14 protein-coding genes are annotated in these 22,950 nt (G+C 40.7%); 7 read left to right on the top strand and 7 right to left on the bottom strand.

All coding sequences use genetic code 11. From position 1 onward, the window contains the following. Positions 1-97: 97 nt before the first annotated feature. Positions 98-2,653: an MMPL family transporter gene (locus Q4557_RS00860; RefSeq protein WP_303410103.1), complete on the top strand. Its 2,556-nt coding sequence runs from the start codon at positions 98-100 to the stop codon at positions 2,651-2,653. A 552-nt stretch (positions 2,654-3,205) separates the two neighbouring features. Then, positions 3,206-3,877 carry an oligogalacturonate-specific porin KdgM family protein gene (locus tag Q4557_RS00855; protein WP_102437072.1) on the top strand — a complete coding sequence of 224 codons (672 nt, stop codon included), beginning with the start codon at positions 3,206-3,208 and terminating at the stop codon, positions 3,875-3,877. Positions 3,878-4,059: 182 nt separating this feature from the next. Here Q4557_RS00855 and Q4557_RS00850 read toward each other — a convergent pair whose 3' ends face one another. The 5 genes from Q4557_RS00850 to Q4557_RS00830 all read right to left on the bottom strand — a co-directional run bounded on the left by Q4557_RS00850 (position 4,060) and on the right by Q4557_RS00830 (position 13,189). After that, complete coding sequence (locus Q4557_RS00850) at positions 4,060-6,474, bottom strand: bifunctional diguanylate cyclase/phosphodiesterase (protein ID WP_303410097.1); 2,415 nt, start codon at positions 6,472-6,474, stop codon at positions 4,060-4,062. A 230-nt stretch (positions 6,475-6,704) separates the two neighbouring features. After that, positions 6,705-7,652, bottom strand: a complete 948-nt coding sequence (locus Q4557_RS00845) for a diguanylate cyclase (RefSeq protein WP_102531588.1) — start codon at positions 7,650-7,652, stop codon at positions 6,705-6,707. A 678-nt stretch (positions 7,653-8,330) separates the two neighbouring features. After that, positions 8,331-9,470, bottom strand: a complete 1,140-nt coding sequence (locus Q4557_RS00840; protein ID WP_303410094.1) for a DUF917 domain-containing protein — start codon at positions 9,468-9,470, stop codon at positions 8,331-8,333. Between the two features lie 112 nt (positions 9,471-9,582). Beyond that, entirely contained in the window at positions 9,583-10,971 is a 1,389-nt protein-coding gene (locus Q4557_RS00835; protein ID WP_102476437.1) for a cytosine permease, read from the bottom strand. 64 nt (positions 10,972-11,035) lie between these two features. Continuing rightward, positions 11,036-13,189, bottom strand: coding sequence for a TonB-dependent receptor (locus Q4557_RS00830; protein ID WP_303410092.1), 2,154 nt, complete (start codon positions 13,187-13,189; stop codon positions 11,036-11,038). 229 nt (positions 13,190-13,418) lie between these two features. On the opposite strand from Q4557_RS00830, the gene Q4557_RS00825 reads away from it, so the two are divergent. Beyond that, positions 13,419-13,946 (top strand): Lrp/AsnC family transcriptional regulator, encoded by a 528-nt coding sequence (locus Q4557_RS00825; protein WP_076543149.1) that lies wholly within the window; start codon positions 13,419-13,421, stop codon positions 13,944-13,946. A 122-nt stretch (positions 13,947-14,068) separates the two neighbouring features. On the opposite strand, the gene Q4557_RS00820 is transcribed toward Q4557_RS00825, so the two are convergent. Together Q4557_RS00820 and Q4557_RS00815 are read right to left on the bottom strand one after the other, a co-directional pair. Beyond that, positions 14,069-15,430, bottom strand: coding sequence for a M17 family metallopeptidase (locus tag Q4557_RS00820; RefSeq protein WP_303410089.1), 1,362 nt, complete (start codon positions 15,428-15,430; stop codon positions 14,069-14,071). A 272-nt stretch (positions 15,431-15,702) separates the two neighbouring features. Beyond that, the gene (locus Q4557_RS00815) at positions 15,703-16,098 is read right to left on the bottom strand and encodes a hypothetical protein (RefSeq protein WP_102437087.1); all 396 of its coding nucleotides are present in this window, start codon (positions 16,096-16,098) and stop codon (positions 15,703-15,705) included. A gap of 670 nt (positions 16,099-16,768) precedes the next feature. Between Q4557_RS00815 and Q4557_RS00810 the strand changes: the two genes are divergently transcribed. The 4 genes from Q4557_RS00810 to Q4557_RS00795 all read left to right on the top strand — a co-directional run bounded on the left by Q4557_RS00810 (position 16,769) and on the right by Q4557_RS00795 (position 22,853). Continuing rightward, complete coding sequence (locus Q4557_RS00810) at positions 16,769-17,935, top strand: N(5)-(carboxyethyl)ornithine synthase (protein WP_303410085.1); 1,167 nt, start codon at positions 16,769-16,771, stop codon at positions 17,933-17,935. 262 nt (positions 17,936-18,197) lie between these two features. Beyond that, entirely contained in the window at positions 18,198-20,381 is a 2,184-nt protein-coding gene (locus tag Q4557_RS00805; RefSeq protein WP_303410083.1) for an OsmC domain/YcaO domain-containing protein, read from the top strand. 196 nt (positions 20,382-20,577) lie between these two features. Continuing rightward, positions 20,578-20,724, top strand: a complete 147-nt coding sequence (locus Q4557_RS00800; RefSeq protein WP_157936287.1) for a hypothetical protein — start codon at positions 20,578-20,580, stop codon at positions 20,722-20,724. A gap of 188 nt (positions 20,725-20,912) precedes the next feature. Further along, complete coding sequence (locus Q4557_RS00795) at positions 20,913-22,853, top strand: S9 family peptidase (RefSeq protein WP_102476432.1); 1,941 nt, start codon at positions 20,913-20,915, stop codon at positions 22,851-22,853. Positions 22,854-22,950 lie beyond the last annotated feature (97 nt).

The following is a 22,950-nucleotide window of genomic DNA, read 5'->3' as shown; positions in this document are numbered from 1 at the left end:
CAATGACAAATTATCATTGTTGTTGCTTATGTCATTGCCACATGGATGATTATCAAGACTATAATGTCGCTATCCACTTTATCTGCGAAGCTCACTTGTGAAACATTGGTTTTTTTCAAAACAAACATTGCCGTTTATATTGTCATTGCTCTTTATTGGGCTAATGACCACCATTACTATTATCTACAGTAAAAATAATTTCGTGGTTGACTCCAACCTAGATCGTCTCGTTCAACAAAATGCCCCATGGAAGGACAACTTAACTAAGACGGTAAATGAATTTGGCGACTCTGAAAATGGTCTGGTCATTGTGGTTTCTGGTGACAATCATCAGCAAGTACAAACTATGACTGAAGCGCTACAAGCAGATTTTTCTGCACAGCCCTTATTTAACGACGTATTTGCGCCAGCAACCTTGCCATGGCTTAAGCAGCAAGCCTTGTGGTTATTACCCGAGCAAGACTTTATTGATTTTAATGCCAATGTTGCCAGCATAATGCCAAAACTTCAGGCGGTCATGTCAGTTGAAGCTAATGGCACTACTGGGCAAAATGATGCTGGGATACAATTATTAGCACAATTAAATCATGCTATTGAAACTGATGACATTAAAGCCGCGAAGCTGTTAATTAACGTATTAAACCAACTGGCGGCAAAGCAGGGCAGTGTTGACTGGTTTGAGGTATTGATGCCACCAAGTCGTGGTACTATTTATCAAATTATCACCTTAAATGCACAGCCTCAAAACGATCAAAAACAGCCGAATAAATATATCATCGAAACCGCACAAAATATTATCCATCAATACAGTGATAATGACGCAGTGCAAATTCGCATTACTGGTCAGACGGCGTTGGACTATGATGAAATCAGTGACGCCAATAATAGCGTAACCTTAGCGGGGACCATGTCGCTGATAGGCTTGATTGTAGTATTGGGATTTGGTATTCGCTCTTTGCGCATAATCGTTGCCAGCTATGTGGCCGTGATTATTGGGTTGGTGTGGACGCTCGCACTTGGATTATTTTTGGTTGGTTCATACAACACCATTTCCATTGTATTTTTGGTGATGTTTATTGGTTTAGGTGTCGATTTTGCGATTCATTTTTGTCTGCGATTACGAGAAGAGCAAGCACTACAGCCTACCAATTATGCCAGCTTGATTGCGGCAATTCGCGGCACTTTTACGCCACTTAGTTTGTGCGCATTAACCTCTGCCATAGGGTTTCTTGGCTTTTATCCTACAGCTTATACCGGGCTTGCTGAATTAGGGGTTATTTCAGCGGCGGGGATGGCAATGGGGTTGCTGGCAACCTTTATCGTTATTCCGACTTTTTTCTTTATTTGTGGCTATCCTCGAGCGCATGGTTTTAAGGCTAACATAGCGACTGAAGAGGGTGATACTCAGTTCCAATATGCCAGCGACGATGATTTCTGGTTGCCTAAACATCACAAAATGGTAGTTTTTTTGGCCGTGATAGCCTTAGCTATTTCTGGCTATGGTGCCAGTAAAATGGAATTTGATTTCTCGACTTTGGTATTAAAATCGGTGAAGTCTGAATCGGTTAGAACCCTTGAAGAAATTCAACAACAAGGCTTAACCTCAAGCTATCAAATGATGATGCTAGCGACATCACGACAACAAGCGGCCAAGTGGCAATCACAATTGTCTGGTTTAGCTGAAGTGAGCAATGTGATTTCAATCAACTCTTTTTTAGCCACTGATCGCGCGTCCAAACAGGCAGCATTGTTGCAAACATTAGCAGCCGCCAATGCGCCAATAGAGTCATTAGATAGCCTTGCAAGCTTGCAACAAAACCTAGTCAGAGCTGATTATGCCCAAGGCGTGATTGCGCAACGTACCTTAGATTGGCTTAAAAATAATGATGAATTCACCCTTGTGAGTCAAATTAATCAACATGCATTGGCGCCATTACAAGTTATGCAGCAAAGTTTAACTCAGTTATTGCAAGCCCCAATTCCAAGCTATGATGATATTCCTACGGTGTTAGCTCAGCGATATAAAAACGAGCAATATTTATTAGTGGTGGCTTACCCTGCTGGCGATATGCGTGATGTGAAACAGCTGGATAGATTTATTAAGCTTGTACAAGACGTAGCGCCCAATGCAACCGGAAGACCTGTAGCCGAGCAGCAAGTGGGTAATATTATTATTAACGCATTTTTGCAGGCAATCACTTATTCACTATTACTGATAGCCGTCATTTTGTTGCTAGCGCTAAAACATAAGCGCGATGTTATTTTGACTTTTATACCGCTGTTATTAACCACCTTATCAACTATGGCTGTTGCCCATTGGAGTGGACAGGCGCTAAATATGGCCAACATCATTGTCATTCCATTGATATTTGGCTTGGGGGTCGATAATGGTATTCACATCGTTGAGCGCTTTCGGGCGGTGGGATCTGCGAGGGCCTTTTATCAATCATCAACCCCAAGAGCGGCAGTACTAAGTTCACTAACCACAATGGCGACCTTTGGTTCTTTGTTACTGGCCGATCACCGAGGTATGTATAGCATTGGTTTTTTACTCACCATCGCCATCGGCTTTCTACTTTTCTACAGTTTAACGGTATTACCCGCTTTATTGTTTAGTGTGAAAAAGATGCAGCCCGGCTATTCGTTAAAATAAGCTTATTATGGTCTTTGCTTAAATTTTTATTATTTAAAAATGCTGATAGGGACATTGGCTTGTTTAATCCTGATGCAAATCTTAAGCGATACTCAATTATAACTAGCACTTAAGCTAAAAACGTAAGCAAGCCATTTTCATCGCCAATATTTTACTGTCGAATTTCTACATATCACCAGCGTGTTTTTTACATGTCACTTTTGCGCTTTATAAATAACCTCTGTGCCTAAAATTGTGAATTTGTAATACAAAAGGCTACTATTCCTAACAGTGCTGATAATAGGTTGGTAACAACTTGTGGCGCCTTTGCTTACATCTCAAGGGGTTTACGCTCTAATGTCGAACGAATGCGTAACATTTGCAAGCAAATAGACGGTAAATTAGCGAGTTTTTGCTGTGGTTTATATCATTTTGATCTAGATCTCAATTTACAAACCTGTACTATTTTACAATATTGTATTACTTATTAAGGCTGTTAATTGAATTTATACTGGGTACATGAGTGGCTTTTTAATTCGATGTATCATAGCTATGATGTGAGGGTTTATTGTAATGACTGCTAAAAATCTGCTTTTGTGTGGCTGTGTCGCTCTGTTTACTTGCTCTACCGTTTCTGCTGCATCATTTAACGTTCGTCAAGAATTTCGAGCTGAGTCTGGTGAGTCGACTCGGGTCAAAATAGGTAGCAGTATTGGTAATTTTAATTATAGTGGCGAGTTAAAATTTAAGCCTGTAGATGGTTCTGATAGGAAGTCTAGCCAAAATAATGGTTGGGAGTTAGGTTTAGATTATCGCTTTAAAATTAACGATAACTGGACCATAGTGCCAGGGATGCCCATTGAGGCCCGTGAAAAAGGAATGACCTATAAACCGCAAATTCGAGTAAACTATGCCGTTGACAGCATTCAAGGTTTAACCATTACAGCTCGTTATCGTCATGACTTTTATAGAAATAATTCCGATGTTGATAAGCAGCGTCATCGATTGACCACAGGTTTTGGTTATACCACTCACGATTGGAAATTTGGTTTTGAAGCTGATTTATATAAGGCCGTTGATTACAATATTTATGACAATGGTGATACCAATTATGAGTTGAATCTAACCGTAGCTCGTAAGATAGGCCAGTGGACACCTTATGTTGAATTTGGTGATATTAATGTCAGTAATGATAGCCCTGATCGTGAGCTACGTACTCGAATAGGGTTAACTTATAGTTATTAAGATATAATAATTTCATCCAGCGTTAGTGGTCATTTAGTTTTATCAATATATTCACTAAGCCTAGGAATGAAGGTTTATCTGCAAAGGTAAGCTTTCTGCAAACTGATATCGCTTTAGATAGTTATTGAAAAGTTAATTCCTATCACGACAGATAATTATTCTGATTAACCTTTAAAACTGAATCAGTTAAAAAGGGCGGTTAATGCTACTGGTGTTGATGACGTATCAGGTTGTGAAAATCGAGCTTCAAATTTATCGATAGTTTCAGGTTTGCCACACAAATATCCTTGATAGTGACTGCAGCCTTCTTTTGATAAAATCTGTCGCTGTGATTCATCTTCTACCCCCTCAGCTATCACGGTTAAACCCAAATTATGTGCCATTGCTATGATGGTGCGGACAATTTCTTGATCGCACTTATCTTCAACCAAACCATCGACAAAAGATTTATCTATTTTAAGTTGGAAAAGAGGTAATTTTTTCAAATATTGTAAAGATGAGTAGCCGGTTCCAAAGTCATCCAGTGAAAACTGAATGCCTAATGCAGCAATTTGGTTCATTTTTACTATGGTTTTATCGATATCATTTAATAGAATTGATTCGGTTAATTCTAGCTTCAGTAATTCAGGGCGAACCTTATGGTATGTTAATGCGGATTTTATTGTTGCGACAAAATTGTCTTGGAGAAATTGTCTCGCACTGACATTGATCGCTAAGGTGAGTGATTCAGTTGAGCTATTTTGCTGCCATAATTGCAGTTGTGCACAGGCGGCGTCTAATACCCAATGACCAATTGAAATAATCGAACCATTTTGCTCTGCAACGGGAATAAACTCTACCGGAGGAACAAGACTCCTGTTGGGGTGATTCCAGCGCAATAGCGCTTCAGCACCTAATGGATTGTTATGCTTGTCTACTTGAACTTGGTAATAAAGTTCAAATTGTTTATTTTCAATAGCATGATTTAATTCTGCTTCTAGCGCGACGCGATTAGAGATATTGGCTTGCATTTGGGGGTCAAAAAATCGCATTGAATTGCGGCCATCGTCTTTAGCTTTATACAAGGCGATATCGGCTTGTTTCAGTAATTCATCAACGGAGGTATTTTTGTTTTTAACTAAAGTAATACCAATACTGGTGCTAATGGAATAATCATGGCCATTTAGTTGATAGGGTAAATTAATTGAGGCGAGTATTTTTTTGGCAATATCTTTGCTTTGCGTGGCAGCTATAGTGGATTTACCACTTAATGCTTCAATTAAAATTACGAATTCATCGCCGCCAAAACGAGATACTGTATCGCTTTCTCTAATGCACTGTACCAGCCGTTTTGCCACTTTTTTTAGGAGTATGTCTCCCATATCATGGCCTAAGGTATCATTGAGGGTTTTGAAATTATCAAGGTCTAAAAACAGTAATGCCCCTTTTTGGTTATGACGGCTGTTTGTTAATAAAGAATGATTGAGGCGGTCCATAAGTAAACGACGGTTTGGCAGTCGAGTTAATGGGTCAAAATAAGCTAAATCGGCAATTTTTTTCTCAGCTTGTTTATTAAGGGTGATATCACAGATGGTGCCGACATAATTGGTAATGACAGAATTATTATCAGTGACCGCAGTGATAGTGAGCTTTTGTGGGTAGATATCGCCATTTTTTTTCTTATCCCAAACTTCACCCTCCCAATAACCGTGCTCTTTGATTATTTTCCACATCTGTAGGTAAAACGGCTTTTTGTGTTTGCCGGAAGATAAAATACTCGGATTTTGACCAAGGACCTCATCGGCATCATATCCGGTAATCCTAGAAAAGGCGCGATTTACGCGTAATATTTTGTTATTGGTATCAGTGACCAGCATGCCTTCTTGGGTTTCAAAAGCGGTTGCAGCAATCCGCAAATCTTCATGCGTTTTTCTCAGGCTACTATCACGGTTAAATAAGTTTCTTAGGACCATTGTGGCTGTAATGCAGCCTGACAAAATCGTAAATAGTGAAAATGCAGTAAATAGGATCCACAATGTAGTATGTGACTTTTCACTTCTTTGTTGAGCCTGTATTACTAAATTAGCCGCTTTGTTTGAAGAGTAGTCAACGATATAGTCCATTCTATTCATTAAAGCTTGATACAAGGGGGTAGCCTGATTTTTTATCAGTTTTTCAGCATTTGTAATGTCATGGTTTATAAGCAATTCAATAATATCTTGTTGAATGCGCTGAAGCTGTAAAGTAAATGAAATTGCCTCAGTGACTTTGGTCATATCACCTAAAAAATTTGTTTGGATGATGTTTAAATTATCAGCCAATGTAGTTTGTATTTTGTCGGTCTCAACAACAAAGGTGTCACGCCTAATATTACTTTGGTCAATGAGGCTATAGAGTAGCTGGTTTCTTAGGGTTGTAATTGATTGTCGTGAAATACGCGCAGCGGCGTTGACTTGAAAAGGGTGTTGGTAGATTTTATTGGTTTGAGAAGTAAAGTCATGTATCTCATTGTTTAATTGAAATGCGAATGACAGCAAACCGGCAAAAACAAAGGTATATCCTGACAATGTAATCAATAAAAGTTTGGCATAAGGCCTTAAAAATTGTCCTAATGACATAAAGCATCCCGAATCCATTCATAAGCTTATAATAAACTATAGTCGCAACTACCTCATTATGCGGGTAATTCACCAATAATATTTAAAAACTCGAGCTAGCGCTCATTTGCATTTCAAAATCGCTTATATTTTCCTAAACCAGTGATGAAAAACTTAATCTAAATGAGCTTTATGCCATTAGTTATACTTTCTTATGTCCAACTATTCAGTTAAATCACAAATAATAACCACTAGGAAATATTGCTTATTTCTATGCTGGCGACTTGGTTTCTTCCATTCGATTTAGCAAGATACAGTTGCTTATCAGCAAGTTCCAATAACATACCTTGCTGCATTTCCTTATGAGGTACAACGGTAGCTACGCCTGCACTGATGGTGATGTAGTCTGATACATTTGAAAAGCCGTGTTCGATTTTTAGGGCGTTGATGTTATCGACAATTGATTTGGCTTTATGTTCAGCGCCACAAAAATCAGTTTGTGGCAAAATACACACAAATTCTTCACCGCCGTAACGTGCCACTAAATCACAAGGACGTTTCAGTGTCTGTTGTATTGTTTTGGCAACCTGGGCTAGGCAGTTATCTCCTTGCTGGTGGCCATAGTTATCGTTGTATTGCTTAAAGACATCAATATCTAACAGGATGATGGAAATAGGCTCTTTTTCACGAACACAATGGCGCCAATTTGCGGCAAAACGCTGGTCAAACTGGCGTCTGTTAGCGACACCCGTTAACGCATCGTACATGGCAAAAGAGCGCAATAAATCCGATTGCTGTTTGAGCCTCAATTGATTTTTAACTCGGGTTTTGGTGATGATGGGGTTAATAGGTTTATGAATAAAATCTACTGCGCCAAGTTGAAGTCCTTTTACCTCAGTGGCTTCTTCAAAATGAGCTGTAATAAATATAACGGCGATATTGGCCGTGAGTGGATTCGCTTTGAGTTGTTTGCATACTTCAAAACCATTTACTGTCGGCATTTCTATATCAAGTAATACCATATCTGGTTGTAAACCCATGCATACGTCGATGACTTGATCGCCATCGGTCGCCATGAAAATATCATAGTCTTCTTGCAATAATTTTTTAATTATTTTGACATTAACAATTTGGTCATCGACCACCAAAATTTTGCCTTTAACGTCATGTTGGGACACAATGAGGTCTGAAATTTCCATTTATAACCCTTCTATAATCCCATTTACGCGAACTAATTAGGACTGCTAACACAGCGCTACTGTTAGTCGAGTAAATGCTGATTTTCTATTAGTTTAATAAGCTCAATCCTTGCTCTACTAAATTAATATTAGCAAACATCCTTTAAAAAGCATCAGCGTTAGTTATGTTTCGGCGAAATAGCGGTTTTAACTAATCCCATAGGAAGCGTGATGGTTTAGTTTTACCGAGTGGTTAGACTGTTGTTAGCTCTTTATTGATTAGTTCAACTGTGGTGACTTCACATTAGGTATCTCGAGATAGCGGTAATATCAGTAGCGATACTTTTTAGAACTTAAAGTGAGATAAAAATCCTATTTTTGAAATTATATGGGGTATTAAAAGCTTAATCCAATGGAGGAAATGCTTATCAATCAGTGAACGTTTTTGTACAGCTCAATAGACAGAAAAACATCTAAATCACCTTTAACTAGCAGGCAAAGTAGCAGAAAGTGGAAGATCAATTTGTCAGTGGCATTATTACTTGGTAACAGTGGCAGTAATTGTGGTTATTGCTCTATTAAATGAACCTAATGATGGTTAAATGAATAGGTTCATTTCGCATATTTTCTATTTAGTTTTTATTTATGAGCATTTAAGTACTTAATTTAGCTAGAAATTAATTTAACCTGTTTAAGCATTTAGTCATGGTTTTTAAAATGAGTCGCTTGCAAAAAATGACGCTCTACCGCAGCTTGGTAGGGCGCATCTATGCCTACGTAAGCGGGACCAAAAGCCTGTAAGCCTTTTTCGGTGACAAACTCTTTTGGTGCTGGCAGTACTACAACGGCAACGTTGGTGCCATTACTGACATTGGGGTTAGTGATAGGGCTATTGCTATCCATGTCTAGGCAGCAAATTAAATCAGGAATGGTGACATCCACAACGCCATTTAAGCGACTGACTAAATTCTCGTTTTTTACTTCAATATGGTAACGGTCATTGAGATGTTGGCCTGTGCCGTCAATAAATATGTCTCCAAGAGTGAAACCGTCTTGGGTTTTAAATTGATATTTAGCAACTGAGCCTCTAAAGGCCACATAGCCTCCACCATGGCTGGCAATGGCATCGGCGATATCTTGGTTGTTTTCTTTGGCTAACCGGTAGGCTTTACCTATTTCAAGTGACTTAGATATGGTGCCTTTAATCACCGCATCTTTAACCTGCTCTATGGGCATCGCATGATCGATAGCAGCAATGTCGTTACGGCTTATCATCGATAAGGCTCTTACCACGTTTTCGGCGCGTAAATCATCAATAACATTTTCACAAATAAAGCATTCGCCAAACTCGTTGGCGGTGACAATGGGCGCAGCAGGGATGTTATTGAAATAGTAGGTTGAATGGGTTATTTCAGGTACCGCACGACCTGCCACATCGGCATCAATAATATAGCCATTAGCCATGGCGGCCACGTAAAACGAAATAGCGGTATTTGAGCCGCCTAATTCACAGCAAATGGTGCCATAAAACTCATCGCCAGTGTATTTTTCTAACCGTCTAAATGCGGTCATAATCGATGAGCTGCTGCTTTTAGGTAAGCGGGTATATTGCTGTTCTTCTTCAGGTGTCATTGGTGATAATGCCCCTAGCATATAGGGGGTGCAAATCTTTTTGCCCTGGGGCACATCATCAACACTAACAAGCTTAAATGTCTTACCTTCAGCCAGTGCTTTATCAATATAGTAAAAGCCTTCATCTAGCTCACCGCCACCGCCTGTGCCTAATATAGCGCAGCCGTGCAAGATATCTGATAGGTCAACTCTTGTTAGTGTTTTCATAAATAATAGCTCTTAAACTTAAACTTTTTATGGTGTTGATCTTATGCCAACGCTGCAAAATTTGTGTTCCATTTGTGCCGCGAAGCAAAAACATTCCTATGTATTTACTGGCTTAAGCAATGGATTTTTTTGCAAAAGCTTGCATCAATAAATAGTAGGTTGGCGCGGTGACTAAAATGGCGTCGCATACTTCAATACCTGTGATGGTGATTAGGCCATGATTGGTCAGCATTGAGGTTGCAATTCCCACAGCCCAGGCGATAACGGCAAGGTAATTAACCGCCGCAACTTGGCTTAATTCACTTAACAGGTAAGATTGTTTATTACGTACGATGAAAAAATCCACCACATAAATCGCCGCAACAGGGGTGAAGATAATCGATAGGCTAAATAAGAAGTCAGTAAAATTAGCCAGTAAATTAAATGAAGCGATAATCGTGCCTAATACGCCTGAAACCACGATGATTTTCCATTCTTTCCAGCTAATATTTATGGCGTTAAAACCCAGCGCGGCGCTGTATAAATTGACCACGTTGGTGACCCAGCTCGACATGATGAGCAAGATAAACGCTAAAGTGCCAATGCCTAATGTGAGCATGACAGCCAGAATATCACTTTGTTGCACCGCAATACCTGCCATGGCTGCAGCGATATAAACGAAGCTGTTGAGTACTAAAAATGGCAGAAATGAAGCGATAATGGTGTCATTGGTGGTTTTTGCAAACCGGCTAAAGTCAGGCATTAATACCACGCTGACAATAAAACTGCCGACAACGGCTGATACCGCTTCACCAAAGGTGAGTTCAATGCTGTTAAACTGAGTAACTGCATCTGGGGCGATGACATAACCGACACTTTTATAGAGCATATAAGCCACTAACATAAATAGAATCGGCACGAATAAACTGGACAGCTTTTCAATCAGCTTAAAGCCCCAAATAGTGGTGAGGGTAATTAACATTCCGGCTGATACTTCTAATAGCCACAATGGCACTGTCACAGTAAATAACTGTTGAAACAGGGCTTGAGAGACTTCGCTAAACAGATTGATGTTAACCCCATACCAACCCAGTAAAGATAATACAAACGCAAGGCTGAGCAGGTTTGCTCCTTTGCGGCCAAAGACAAATTTCATGGTCATGCATGAGGTTAGGCGGTTGTGCATGCCAACTAAGCCAGTGACAGTGCCAAGTACTGACAAAATAATGCCGCCAATAATAAAGGCGTAAATACTTTGGCTAAGGCCTAACGCGCCGCCAAGCTCAAGCCCGGTGATTAGACCCGGCACGGCAAATGCCAATCCACCGTTTATCATGCCAATGCGCACGCCGCCGACGGTTTTATCTTGCGGCACGGGGCGAGTGGCATAATCATCAAATAGATCATTGTTTGCACTATTTTTAGAGCTATATTCAGAGCTATATTCAGAGCTTGGCTTAGGGCTGTGTTCTTGGTTGTTTCTTGCGCAGTATTCAGCGCTAGGTGTCAGACGGTTAGGCATAAGTTCTACTTGTAAAAATAGGCCCCTAATCTAGAGGCCTGTATGGGAGTGACGATGTCTTGCCTTAGAAATTATAAATCGCTTCGATACCATATGTTCTCGGTTTATTAGGCATGCGGGCTAAATCGGTTACGCCATCACCATAAAAGAAGATATCTTCAATGGTGCGCTCGTCAGTTAAGTTATTGACATATAGCTGCACTGTCCAATCGTCAGACTTCAAACCGACCCCAGCATTAATTGAGGTGAAGGTTGACGAAGTAACATGTGGGATTTCAATATCAAAATATTGTGGCCCTTGCACCTGAATATCAGCTCGCGATACCAGCGACCAGTTTGAGCTAATTGGAAAGTAATGATCCGCTGATAAACTATAAGTATACTCAGGCACCCATACTTGCGACTCACCTTCAAGTTCAGGTCTATCAGTAAACTCTTTTATTTCTGAGTCAATATAGCCTGCATTAAAGCGTACATTGAGGTTTTCTGTCGCAGCCCAGCCTAATTCGATTTCAGCACCTTTAGTGAGCACGTCATCAATGGCGAGGTTTTCAAGGGTAAAGCTGTCGACATTAAATTGGGTAATTTGTGCATCAGATTGGGAGATGACAAATAACGCGCCGTTTAAGGTTACTTTATTTGAGAATAGGGTGGTTTTAAAACCCGCTTCGTAGCTGTCAGACACTTCCTGATTGTAAACACGGTTTATGCCTTCTGCGGGCTCGTTAAAGCCGCCACTTCTAAAACCTTTTGAATAACCAGTATAAAGCAGTAACTCCTCATTCATTTGATAAGCTAAAGTCACCTTAGGTTGCCATTGGCTAAAGGTATCCTCTGCAAACGTATCAACAGGGAAGTTAGGGTCGTAAGACTCACGTTTGTCGCTATCAAAACGTAGCGCTGCCGTTAATTCTAACTTGTCAGTAATGTCGTAGTTAATTTGACCTGATAATGCCCAGGCTTTGCTGCTGTTTTTATCGGCGATGGTTAGATACATCATCTCATCGGTAAAATCGTCTCTGTCTAGCGGCACATCGCCTAAGAAGTCGTCAAAGAAGTTAATGGTGTTGTCACGTTTCTTGTCTTGATAGAAAGCTGACACTGCCCATCTTAAATCCTGATCACTTTGAGACGTAAAGCGTGATTCAACCGTCAGTGATTTCACATCAAATAAGCCTTCAGTGCCAAAAGGGGCACGGAAAAAATCATCTTCATCAATAAAGGTCGGGTCGGCGGAGTAATCGCCATCGTAAAAGTGTTTGTTTTCAGAGCTACTGTAAGCAGTGATAAAGTCAAAGGTACCTAAGTCATAATGCTGGGTAAGTTTGGCGCTGACTTCATATACATCACGTTGGTCGTTATTACGGATGTTTTGCGAGGTGCCAATATCAAAGTCTTCCGCGCTGTCTTCAGTGACGCCTTGATAATAAGCAAAGCCGGCATCGCTGGTGGTGTAACGGCCGCGCAGGTTTAAACTGGTGTCGTCTGTGAGATCAAATTCAAGCTGGGCAAACACTGAGTCTTCTGAAAAGTAATCTGCTGGCTCATCTAAAAACACATTATCAATTAAGCCATCAGAGTTTTTGGTATAACCGCCAACACGGAAAAATGCGCTGCTGTCATCATTAAGCGCGCCCGATACCACGCCATTTAAATTATAGGTATTGCCGTTACCGTATGAGCCTTTAATGGTGCCTTCTAACTCTTCGGTTGGTTTTTTGGTGGTGACAATCACTGCGCCGCCAATGGCGCCTTTACCGTAAAGTGCACCCTGTGCACCGCGCATGACTTCAATACGCTCAATGTCGACTAAATCTTGGTTAATAAATTCTAAATCGGGTGCGGTGACCCCATCAACCACAAAAGCCAGCGGCGCGTCGCCCACTTGCGGGGTAATTAAGCCGCGGATAGTGATACGGGCAAGGCCAGGTCTGAAGTTGTCCAACTGGCTTAAGTTAGGGGTGAGGTCGGCAACATCTCTAAAATTTTCAATACGCTGGTTTTGGATCATATCAGCACTAAACGCGGTTACCGAGTCGGGTACATTCTGTAAGGTTTCTACACGGCCACGAGCACTAATCTCGATGCGCTCAATTCCGCTAGTGGCTTCAACAGTTTGTGGCTCATTGTCCTCAGCGTGGGCTGAACTAACAAGCGATAAACCCACCGCAGTGGCTAATATTGATTTTGCGAAAAAACGACGATTAGTATGACTCATATTTTGGCCCTCATAGGCTGCCTTGCATAAATATGTAGTTATTATGCATTTGTGTGATCCGTTATAACCATTGTGGGACTTTGGCAGAAAATAATATTTTGTAATGCAGCAAAAATGCAGTAAAAATTTGTCGCTTTGAGAGGAAACACGGGACATTTTGCAAATTAATCATGGATAATCCACTATAGGTAGCGAAAACCATAGATAAAATAACACTAGGTTTCTGAAAATGAAAAAGAAAGTAAAAATTGATAGTTACAATAAAAAAATATTGGCGACCCTGCACCTTGAAGGGGATTTGACCAATATTGAATTAGCTGAAAAAGTAAACCTTTCACCTAGTGCCTGTTTTCAGCGAGTTAAATCGTTAAAAGAAGCCGGCTATTTCAGAACCTTTCATGCGGATGTGAATTTAGAGCAGATTTGTGAACACGTGATGGCCTATGTGGAGTTTACCTTAACCGATAACACTGCACCGTCGCGGCGACGCTTTGTTAGTGCTATTCAAGATATTCCTGAATTTATGGATTGCATGCAGCTTGCTGGTGATGTGGATTATATGTCGTTAAGTTGCTTTCCCAATATCAAAAAACTGAATGAGATCTGTACCGAGCTTTCAGACAGATCAGAGCTAAGTATCAAAAATATTAAGACGCGTATCGTACTTGAACGCAGCAAGTGGTTTTTAGGCTATCCGTTATCAAGTTTGAAGTGGTTAGATGATAATGGTCAAGATTTAGACCGTGGCGCTGAGTAAGCTTAATAGCTATGCAGTGTTTTTTGTTTGCTATATAAAACAGTGATAAAAGTATCATCGTTTTTATAAAGAAAAGGCCTGTATCGACAGGCCTTTTTGTTAGTTAACTTTCAGGGCTTAGTTTACTTATCAAATCGATTTTGCAGGTAATCAAATACCGCACGAATACCAAAGGCTTCACCACCCACAGGGCGACCCGGTAATTTACGGTTATTCCATGCCATCACATCGAAGTGACTCCAGCTAATATCTTTATCAACAAAGGCCTCAAGATAAAGCGCTGCGGTAATTGCGCCGCCAAATGGAGTTTTGCCGCAGTTGGCTAAGTCAGCAATATCACTACAGGTTAAGTCATAATAAGGTTTATGCAGTGGCATGCGCCAAACTGGGTCGTCTACAGATAAACCCGATGCGGTAATATCGGCGGCCACTTGGTCATCGTTACTAAAGAACCCCGGCAGCTCGGTGCCTAAAGCAACTCGCATAGCCCCTGTTAAGGTGGCAAAATCAATCATTAGCTCAGGTTTGTCGTTATTGGCTTCAGCAAGGGCATCACACAATACTAAGCGGCCTTCGGCGTCAGTATTATCAATTTCAACGGTCAGCCCTTTGCGGGTAGTAATCACATCACCGGGCCTAAAGGCATTGGCTGAAACGGCATTTTCAACCGCAGGAACCAATACCCGCAGACGAATAGGTAAGTTGCTCGCCATAATCAATTGCGCTAAACCAATAACATGCGCTGCGCCGCCCATGTCTTTTTTCATAAAGCGCATGCCGGCGCCGGGTTTTAAATCAAGGCCACCAGAGTCAAAACACACACCTTTACCTACTAGGGTCACTTTAGGAGCCGATTCATCACCCCAAGTTAAGTCGATTAAGCGCGGAACATTTGCGCTGGCGCGGCCAACCATATGAATGGTCGGGTAGTTTTGCTCAAGTAGTTCATCACCGACAATTTGGTTGAGCTTAGCGCCAAATTCTGTCGCCATGGTGCTCATGGTCTCAGCTAAGTGTTGCGGCATCATATCGGCGGCGGGTGTGTTAACCAAGTCACGGACTAATGACACTGAGCGGATGAACTTATTAGCTTCATCAGCTTGCGCACTAGTCGGCACAATAAGCTGTGGAATTTGCTTGTCGCTTTTTTTGTAGCGATCGAACTGATACGCCCCTAAACCCCAACTAAATGCGGCGGTTTTTATCTGCTTGTCATCCGCGTTTAATTGGTATTGACCTGCGGGCAGTTGATTAACCAGATCACCACACAGCCAATAAGAGTCATCTTGGTTACTCACAAAAATAACTTCAGCTAACTCACCTTCGGTATTAGGAATTAAGCTCATGCCTTTACCTGAAAACTGGGTGGTGGTGAGCCAGTTAGTAACATTTTTAGACTGCTTATCGCGCCACTGTGCAAATGTTTCGCTATTGAAAATAGACAGGGGAATGCCTGAAACACCTGAAATAATGATATTGCTCATAGTAGGACTCGTTGATTGCGATGAGTTTAAGGATATCCCTAAGAGTATCAGGCTGATTTGATTCTAGAAAGCATAGAGATGGTTTTAGTGTGCTTGTTTGCTGCAATAGATGACTATAGTGGAATGGCGCGACTGAAATAGGCGGTTATGAGCTGAGGTTACGACTACTTTTTGGCAAAGTTATTAGGATTGCTAAAAAATAACCGTGGTAGTTGCTTATTAGTTTAGCTACTGGCTATTGTCACTTATCAGTTAGGCTGTGGCTATTTGGGTTAACTGGTTTTGTTAATGGCGTTTTTTCGAGCATTGGCTTTGCGTTCGGACATATTATTGAATGAGCTTGGCAGCACGTCAACGCCTACCATTTTGCCGAGTTTTAATACCAAAGGAATAGTAATAGGGGCAAAAGGTAACACCGCGAAAACCCCTAAGCCCAAACCTTTGAGTAAGTCGGCAAATTGTTTATTGGCTTCGGCTAATTCATCCTTGTTGGCTTGCTTGCAGGTATAGCGTTTATAAGTCACCAGCATGGCTTTGGTTTCTTGCTTTTCTTGGGCTAAGGCCTGTTTTACCACCAACATATCCAGTTTTACACGTAGCCAAATGCGCCGTCTTCCAATACGGATAACGCGAATAGGGGCCTTGTGTAATAGCTGGTAGATACTCATGGGCGAGATTGTCGCATAGTGGCTGTAGTTAACCTATTTATTAAAGTGAATAGTTACATTTAGCTGATCTCGATGAGATCAGTGTAGTTGTTTTTAAGCATAATCTAATAATATAGACTGACTTTTTTAAAGATTATGCAAAAGTAGGCCAATTTAGCTGGCTTGACTTATCTTGTTTAAATGCGAGCTTATATTTAGCAGCCGCGGTTTTAACAGGACTAAAGCTGCGCATTTTAACTTTAGCGGGCTAATTTATGCTAAAGTAAGGCGCTTATCTTTTTTATCTTCTTCGGTAAATAGACAACCTCATCTTGTGCTATATGAGTTTTCAAAAGCGTTAGCAATGATTAATTCATTAAGTGCTCACACTGCTGGTTATATGAACTTCCCATAATTCTGTAGCTAAAACCTTCGTAGTGGATAAATGAGTATGCAATAAATTTCCCCTTCAAATATTGACACTTTATCGTCTGCGACGCTTTTTTAAGCTCGGTCACCGTAAAGTTCTTCCATTTATAAAACTCTATGTTAATTAGGCCGCGTTGTTTACGACTGTCGCATTAACCAGAGCAGATCCCACCTCTAATCATTAGAGCAACTGGCCATTGGCGAAAATAAACATTCGTGTATGCAGTCACATAGATCCATTGATATAACAAGGAACGATGACATGAACACGTTAAAAGTAGGAGTCATAGGGACTTCAAGAAAAGTAGACGAAAAACGCTTTCCCATTCACCCAGGACATTTACTGCGCATTCCGCAAGCGCTTCGAAAGCAACTCATATTTGAGCAAGGTTATGGCGAACCCTTTGGGATCTCAGATGCTGAAATTGCTGCATTAACTGGCGGTATTGCCACGCGTCATGAGTTACTGGCAAATATTGGTACGGTAATTATTGCCAAGCCGGTGTTAGAAGATTTACAAGAGCTGCGTGAAGGCGGCACTTTATGGGGTTATGTACATTGTGTGCAGCAGCAAGATATTACTCAAGCAGCGCTAGATCGCAAACAAACCCTAATTGCTTTTGAAGATATGTTTATTTGGTCGGCAACGGGGCAAATGGGTCGTCATACTTTTTATAAAAATAATGAAATGGCTGGTTATTGTGCGGTGCTACACTCATTACAACTTAAAGGCATTGATGGCCACTATGGCGATCAACGTAAGACGATTATTTTTGGCTTTGGCGCCGTGAGTCGCGGCGCGATTTACGCCCTTAAAGCCCATGGTTTTAAAGACATTACCATTTGTATTCAGCGACCTGAAGAGCAAGTGCGTGAAGAAGTATTAGATTGTAACTATGTCCGTATTCGCGCAGGCGAGACGGGCGAAGCCCGAATGATGGTGGTTGAGCATGATGGCAGTAGCAGGCCATTAACAGAGCTCATCAGTGAAGCCGATATTATCGTTAACGGCACTTTTCAAAACACTGCCAAGCCAACTAATTTCGTGATCGAATCTGAAGCAGAGTGCCTAAAACCCCATAGTTTGATCATTGATGTCAGTTGCGATGAAAAAATGGGCTTCTTTTTTGCTAAGCCGACCACATTTAAACAGCCAATGTTTAACTATAAAACGGTGGATTATTATGCGGTGGATCATACCCCGACTTACCTTTGGGAAAGTGCTACTCGGTCGATTTCAGCAGCGCTGATTGTGTATTTACCTGCAGTGCTAGCAGGGCAGAGCGCTTGGCAGCAAAATGAAACCATTCGCCAAGCGATAAACATTGAAGAGGGCGTTGTTTTAAATGAGGCGATTTTATCGTTTCAGCACCGTAAGGCAGAGTACCCTTACAAGATTAAAGATATTGAATTAAGCCTCGCCATTTAACTATAGTCATTTAACTATAGTCATTTAACTATGGCAGATGTCATAAATAAATCTATATGTCGACTTAATCAGCAATAACTTAGCTGGTCATGTGCAAGCATGGCCAATGCTAAGCCTTTGATTATTGTTTAATGCAGGGGAAATTTTTCAGCTAATTAAGCAATAGTGACAATTAACCCAAGACTATTGCGCTAAAAACACCGATAATTCACCTCATTAGATATACCCGCCAATTTACAGCGCACGACTCTGGAACTATTCAATGGAAATCAAAGTTAATTTTCTCGACAACTTAAGACTTGAAGCCAAGTTTGACGACTTTACTGTTACTGCCGATCAGCCTATTCGCTACAAAGGTGATGGGTCAGCGCCAAGTCCGTTTGATTACTTCTTAGCGTCGTCAGCGCTGTGTGCGGCTTACTTTATCAAGGTGTATTGTAAAGCCCGTGATATTCCTACGGAAAATATCAAGCTATCACAAAACAACATTGTTGATCCTGAAGATCGTTATAACCAGATTTTTCAGATCCAAGTTGAATTACCAGATGATATTTCTGAAAAAGATCGTACCGGTATTTTACGTTCTATCGACCGCTGTACGGTTAAAAAAGTGGTGCAAACCGGCCCTGAATTTAAAATCGAAACCGTTGATGATTTAGCCGCTGACGCCAATGCCATGCTAATGGGTCAACCTGAAGGCGATACCAGCACCTACATCATAGGTAAAGACTTACCCCTTGAAGAAACCATCACCAACATGACTGCCATGCTAGCAGAGCTGGGGATGAAGATTGAAATTTCTTCATGGCGTAACATTGTGCCGAATGTGTGGTCACTGCATATTCGTGATGCAGCATCACCAGCCTGTTTTACTAATGGTAAAGGCGCGACGAAAGAGAGTGCGCTGTGCTCTGCATTAGGTGAATTCATTGAACGTTTAAACTGTAACTTCTTTTATAACGACCAGTTCTTTGGCGAAGAGATAGCTAATAGCGAGTTTGTGCATTATCCCAATGAAACATGGTTTGAGTTAGAAGAAGATGACTCGCTGCCAAGCGGCATTTTAGATGACTACTGTTTAGAGATTTATAATCCAGATGGTGAGTTAGCCGGTTCAAATCTGATAGATACCAACTCAGGTAACTTTGAGCGTGGTATTTGTACCATTCCTTATACTCGTCACTCAGATGGCGAAGTGGTTAATATCCCGTCTAACTTAATCGAGAACTTATTTTTAAGTAACGGCATGAGCGCGGGTAATAACCTAGCTGAAGCCAAGGTGCAGTGTTTATCTGAAATCTTTGAACGCGCGGTTAAACGCCAAATCATCGAGCAAGAAATTGTCCTGCCAGATGTGCCAATGGCTGTACTTGAAAAGTACCCAAGCATATTAGCGGGTATTAAAGGTTTAGAAGAACAAGGCTTCCCTGTTGTGGTTAAAGATGCCTCACTCGGTGGTCAATTCCCTGTAATGTGTGTCACCTTGATGAACCCTAAAACTGGCGGCGTATTTGCTTCATTTGGCGCCCATCCGAGTCTTGAAGTGGCGCTTGAGCGCAGCCTGACAGAATTATTGCAAGGTCGAAGCTTTGAAGGCTTGAACGATGTGCCAAAGCCGACGTTCAATAGCATGACAGTGACAGAGCCTGAAAACTTTGTTGAGCACTTTATTGACTCTACAGGTGTTATCTCGTGGCGTTTCTTTAGCAGCAATCATGATTATGATTTCTGCGAATGGGATTTCTCTGGTACTACGGAAGAAGAAACTGAAAGCTTATTTGGTATTTTAGCGGATATTGGCAAAGAAGCTTATATTGCTGAGTTTGACCAATTAGGCGCTGCAGTTTGCCGTATCTTGGTGCCTGATTACTCAGAAGTGTATCCAGTTGAAGATCTTATTTGGGACAACACCAATAAAGCGCTGGATTACCGTGAAGAGATTTTAAACCTGCATGTGTTAACCCAAGAGCAGTTAACTGATTTAGTTGAGCGCTTAGAAGAAAGCCAACTGGATAATCAAACCGATATACCAACCTTAATTGGTATCGTGTTTGACGAAAACACCCCTTGGGGACAGTTAACCATCATCGAGCTTAAAATCTTAATCTATCTTGCGATAGGCAGACTTGAAGATGCGATGGATTATGTTGGTGAGTTTTTACAATACAACGACAATACAGTCGAGCGCGGCTTGTTCTATCAAGCGGTTAATGCGGTATTAGAAGTCACCTTGGATGACGGTTTAGCGCTTGAGCACTTTATCAATAACTTCAACCGTATGTTTGGTGAAGACAATATGAAAAACGTTGTTGGCAGTGTCACTGGTGAGGTGAAGTTCTTTGGTTTGACTCAAACCAGCATGAAGCTTGAAGGTATCGAGCCGCATTTAAGATTGATTGAAAGCTATAAAAAACTGCATCAAGCACGGGCGAATGCCGCTAAATAAGAGTATTCAATACAAGTTATAAACCTATTTTAAAGCCCATCAAATGATGGGTTTTTTTGTTTTTAGCATTGTCTACCACACCGATAAAACCAATAGCATCTATCAATAGATAACCTATTTCTGTTACTTTATGGCTGAAATGTGACTGATATAAGCATGTATCGGTCACTCAAAAAGGATGGTTAAAGGAACTTAGATGGCGACATTATTTAGGCTATTAATGATTATCACCGCAGCGTTAGCAATTACCATCTTAGTCATTTTTGTGATGTCTACTTTAGTGGGTTTGGGCGTTCCAGAGCATGCAAATAATACCTTTGGCTATCTCATTTCAACTTGCTAGTTAATGTATTCGCATAATCGTTATTTTATTTAAATGTTATAACGTTCCGCTTCAACTTCTGTTTTATTGATTCTCATACGGCTAGCCAATATTAGCATCTCCTGCTAGGTTGAATACTGTACTCAATAATTCATCGCTACTTTTTGAATTATCTCGTTTAAGTTCTCGGACATAATAAGGATATTTTCATGCTTAAAACCCTCATCACAACTGCTATCACAACAGCCATAATGGCGGTTGCACTAGGTGGTTGCTCGAATTCCAGTAACTCCAATGATGTTAAACCACAAGCTGATCCAATTGATTTAGTTGCCAGTAATTCAGTGGCATTTGAAACTTACAATGCTGAAGAGTTTTATAAAACCACCAGTGTATTTGGCTCTTCAATTAACCATTTAGGCAATGCTGTTTTAGTCAGTAATGATAAAAGCGGTATTTTCAATGCTTATCGTGTGCCTGTTGATGGCAGCCCGTCAAAACAACTGACGTTTTCAACTAAAGAATCAGTATTTGTTGAGTCGTGGTTTCCAAAAGACGAACGTTTTTTATATAGCGCGGATAAAGGTGGTGATGAACTTAATCATCTTTATGTCCAAGAGTTAGATGGCACTGACGTGGATTTAACCCCAGGCGAAGGCTTAAAAGCGTCAGTAATGTCATGGCATGAAGATGAGCAATCTTTCTTTGTGGTAACCAATGAACGAGATGCTAAGTATTTTGATGTTTATCAATATAATACTGAAGATTACAGTCGCCAATTAGTGTTTAAAAATGACTCTGGTTTTAGTGTAGAAAGTGTGAGTCCAAATGGCCGTTTTATCGCGCTGAGTAAAAGCCATTCAAACAGTAACTCAGATCTTTATTTAATCGACCTTAGATTGAAAATGGCAAAACCACGCTTGCTCACTGAACATAGTGGTGATGTGTCTTATTCGGTTGATACTTTTTCTAAAGACAATAAACGCTTGTTGTATGCCACCGATGAATTTGGTGAGTTCAATCAATCATGGGCATATGATTTAGCAACAGGTGAGAGCACCTTAAGCTATAAGGCAGATTGGGATGTCAGTTTTAGCTACTTTTCAAAAGATGGTCGTTTTCAAATTACCGGTGTCAATGCCGATGCGCAAACACAGTTGATTATTACTGATTTAACCACTAATTCTGAACTGCAATTACCGACCTTACCCAGTGGTGATTTACGCGGGGTAAATTTCTCTGATGATTCAAGTTCAATGGTGTTTTACATTAACTCAGATACTTCACCATCAAACTTATATACCCACAAATTAGGTACAGACTCGATACTTCGATTAACCAATTCTGGTAATCCAAACATAAAAGAACAGAATCTTGTTACCGGTGAAGTGGTGCGTTTTAAAAGCTTTGATGGTTTAGAGATTCCTGCGATTTTATATAAGCCTAAACAAGCTAATATGAAAAAAGTGCCCGCATTGATTTATATCCATGGTGGTCCTGGCGGGCAATCTCGCAAAGGGTACTCTGCAACAGTTCAACATCTGGTGAATAACGGCTATGCCATCATTAAGATTAACAATCGTGGTTCAAGTGGATATGGTAAAACGTTTTTTCACTTAGATGATAAACGTCATGGTGAAGATGATTTACAAGATGTGGTGTATAACAAAAAATACCTTCAAACCTTAGATTGGGTTGATGCCGATAAGATTGGTGTTATGGGTGGCAGTTATGGCGGTTACTTAACAATGGCTGCGATGGCATTTACTGATGAGTTTAAGGTCGGAATTAATATCTTTGGCGTTACTAACTGGGTGAGAACCCTTGAAAGCATACCGCCTTACTGGGAAGCATTTCGTAAAAGTCTTTATGACGAGTTAGGGGACCCAACGACAGATAAAGAGCGCTTACACAATATTTCACCAGTGTTTTTTGGTGAACAAGTGAAAAGCCCGGTGTTGGTGGTGCAAGGGGCAAATGATCCCCGAGTGCTAAAAATTGAGAGTGATGAAATGGTCGAGTCAATCCGCTCGGGCGGCACTTATGTTGATTACCTTGTGTTTGATGATGAAGGCCATGGCTTTAGTAAAAAAGCTAACCGCATTAGTGCTTCTAATAAATACCTCGAATTTTTAAATACCTATTTATAAGTTCCAAAGGTTGGCATAGCGTAAAAACAAAAAAGCCATTTGAATATTCAAATGGCTTTTTTATGACTGCGATATTACGAATAATCTTCGTTATTAA

Origin of the sequence: Shewanella sp. 5_MG-2023 (assembly GCF_030547465.1) — a bacterium.
Classification (GTDB): domain Bacteria; phylum Pseudomonadota; class Gammaproteobacteria; order Enterobacterales; family Shewanellaceae; genus Shewanella.
The sequence above is the reverse complement of the archived record's forward strand: the minus strand, read 5'-3'. Positions and strand labels throughout refer to the sequence as shown.

What these genes read in the sequence shown, in the direction of transcription:
- Q4557_RS00845 (WP_102531588.1), bottom strand. Translation starts at nt 7,652, where the DNA reads ATGGAAATTTCAGACCTCATTGTGTCCCAACATGACGTTAAAGGCAAA.
- Q4557_RS00855 (WP_102437072.1), top strand. Translation starts at nt 3,206, where the DNA reads ATGACTGCTAAAAATCTGCTTTTGTGTGGCTGTGTCGCTCTGTTTACT.
- Q4557_RS00805 (WP_303410083.1), top strand. Translation starts at nt 18,198, where the DNA reads ATGGAAATCAAAGTTAATTTTCTCGACAACTTAAGACTTGAAGCCAAG.
- Q4557_RS00840 (WP_303410094.1), bottom strand. Translation starts at nt 9,470, where the DNA reads ATGAAAACACTAACAAGAGTTGACCTATCAGATATCTTGCACGGCTGC.
- Q4557_RS00815 (WP_102437087.1), bottom strand. Translation starts at nt 16,098, where the DNA reads ATGAGTATCTACCAGCTATTACACAAGGCCCCTATTCGCGTTATCCGT.
- Q4557_RS00835 (WP_102476437.1), bottom strand. Translation starts at nt 10,971, where the DNA reads ATGCCTAACCGTCTGACACCTAGCGCTGAATACTGCGCAAGAAACAAC.
- Q4557_RS00810 (WP_303410085.1), top strand. Translation starts at nt 16,769, where the DNA reads ATGAACACGTTAAAAGTAGGAGTCATAGGGACTTCAAGAAAAGTAGAC.
- Q4557_RS00850 (WP_303410097.1), bottom strand. Translation starts at nt 6,474, where the DNA reads ATGTCATTAGGACAATTTTTAAGGCCTTATGCCAAACTTTTATTGATT.
- Q4557_RS00830 (WP_303410092.1), bottom strand. Translation starts at nt 13,189, where the DNA reads ATGAGTCATACTAATCGTCGTTTTTTCGCAAAATCAATATTAGCCACT.
- Q4557_RS00825 (WP_076543149.1), top strand. Translation starts at nt 13,419, where the DNA reads ATGAAAAAGAAAGTAAAAATTGATAGTTACAATAAAAAAATATTGGCG.
- Q4557_RS00795 (WP_102476432.1), top strand. Translation starts at nt 20,913, where the DNA reads ATGCTTAAAACCCTCATCACAACTGCTATCACAACAGCCATAATGGCG.
- Q4557_RS00800 (WP_157936287.1), top strand. Translation starts at nt 20,578, where the DNA reads ATGGCGACATTATTTAGGCTATTAATGATTATCACCGCAGCGTTAGCA.
- Q4557_RS00820 (WP_303410089.1), bottom strand. Translation starts at nt 15,430, where the DNA reads ATGAGCAATATCATTATTTCAGGTGTTTCAGGCATTCCCCTGTCTATT.